The 872-nt window shown below is 39.7% G+C and carries 1 pseudogene; it reads left to right on the top strand.

The window, feature by feature from the left end:
* Positions 1-872 (top strand): annotated as a pseudogene (locus HMPREF2937_RS13805) (FIVAR domain-containing protein); the annotation flags it as partial.

Genomic DNA, 872 nt, shown 5'->3' with positions numbered 1-872 from the left:
AGCGAAAGAACATCAAGATGCTTTAGATGAATTACAAAAAGCAATCGATGCAGCAAACGCAGTCAATAAAGATGACTTCAAACCAAATACAGTGAAACCTTTAGAGGATGCGGTTAAAGCAGGTGAAACTGCAAAAGCAGATGCGACTAAGACTCCACAAGAGTTGAAAGACGCAGCCAAAGCAATCACTGATGCTCAAAAAGCTTTAGAAGCAAAAGCTAATAAAGATGAGTTAAACAAAGCTATTACAAATGCTGACGGTCTAACTTTAGATCCAACAGACGCAGAAGATAAAGCAGTCCAAGATGCTTTAAATAAAGCGAAAGAAGTTCAAGCAGATCCTAATGCTTCTCAAGCAGATGTTGATGCGGCAAAAGAAGCTTTAGAAAATGCAGTGAACGCTAAGAATGCACAAGATGCAAAAGAAGCTCAAGCAGCAGCGAAAGCTAAACAAGACGCTTTAGATGCATTAAAAGCAGAGTTAGAAAAAGTCGCTAAAATTAACAAAGACAACTTCACTCCAAACACAGTTGCACCATTAACTGAAAAAGAGGAAGCTGGTAAAGCGATTGTTGCAAATCCAGATGCGAAAACAACTGAAGAAATCAAAGAAGCAACTCAAGCATTAATTGATGCAGAAAATGCATTACAAGCTAAGTCAGACAAAGCCGCTTTACAAGCAGCGATTGATAAAGCGAACGCTTTAGGTGAATTGAATCCTGCTGATGCTGAAGATAAAGCCGTTCAAGATGCTGTAGCGGCGGGTGAAAAAGTTAAAGCTGATGGCAATGCAACACCACAAGAAGTGGCAGATGCTACAAAAGCAATTAATGATGCCATCGCAGCGAAAGAACATCAAGATGCTTTAGATG

It is taken from the genome of Staphylococcus sp. HMSC061G12, assembly GCF_001838465.1.
Classification (GTDB): Bacteria; Bacillota; Bacilli; order Staphylococcales; family Staphylococcaceae; genus Staphylococcus; species Staphylococcus simulans.
This window is presented reverse-complemented; position numbering and strand designations above follow the sequence as displayed.